This window comes from Cryobacterium sp. 10I1, assembly GCF_035019805.1.
Classification (GTDB): domain Bacteria; phylum Actinomycetota; class Actinomycetes; order Actinomycetales; family Microbacteriaceae; genus Cryobacterium; species Cryobacterium glucosi.
The window spans coordinates 1-792 of sequence record NZ_JASJVF010000523.1; the positions used below are offsets into that span (position 1 = coordinate 1).

Consider the following 792-nt stretch of genomic DNA (forward strand, 5'->3'; position numbering starts at 1 on the left):
GGGCTGCAAGAAAATAGTTACGAGTGTCTAACGGTGCGGGGGGCTCATTGCTGACTGCCATCGCATCGACCGGCGGTCGAACGCGGCAAGCAAAGGTTACGTCCCCGTGAGTGGTGTGGTTTCCCGCTCTTGAGCGTTGCTTCGTCAACGTAAAGAGCCACCGTGGGATGGTCAGTGAGTACCGACTAAAGCAACTCACAAAGGACACCACACGATGGCTCTAGACCAGTCTGCCCTGCTCAACCTGCTGGGAGAACTCAAACTCACCGATGTCACCGACCGCATCCGCGTCGCGACCGAAACCTTGTATCAAGAACTGATCGATGCGGAAGCGACCGCGTTCATCGGCGCCGCCCCGTTCGAACGCTCCAGCGACCGCACCACCCACCGCAACGGGACACGGTCGAGGACCTTGTCGACCACGGCCGGGGACCTTGACTTGAAGATCCCGAAGCTGCGCGCCGGGTCATTCTTCCCGGCGCTGCTGGAGCGTCGCCGCCGGGTGGACCAGGCCCTGTTCGCGGTCGTGATGGAGGCCTACGTTCACGGCGTCTCGACCCGGAAAGTCGACGACCTGGTCAAGGCCCTCGGTGCGGACACCGGGATCTCCAAGTCCGAAGTGTCCCGGATCTGCGCGGGCCTGGACGCTGAGGTGGCCGAGTTCCGCGACCGAACCCTTGCCGCCCAAGACTTCCCCTATGTGTTCCTCGACGCCACCTACTGCAAGGCCCGCGTCGGGCACCGCATCGTGTCCCAGGCCATTGTCGTCGCCGTCGGCGTTGCCGCCGCCGG

The 792-nt window shown here is 63.6% G+C and carries 1 protein-coding gene; it reads left to right on the forward strand.

Annotation, left to right across the window (positions count from 1 at the left end):
* Positions 1-214: 214 nt before the first annotated feature.
* Positions 215-792: transposase (locus QN345_RS19560; RefSeq protein WP_323509180.1), on the forward strand; the 578-nt coding region annotated here is incomplete at its 3' end.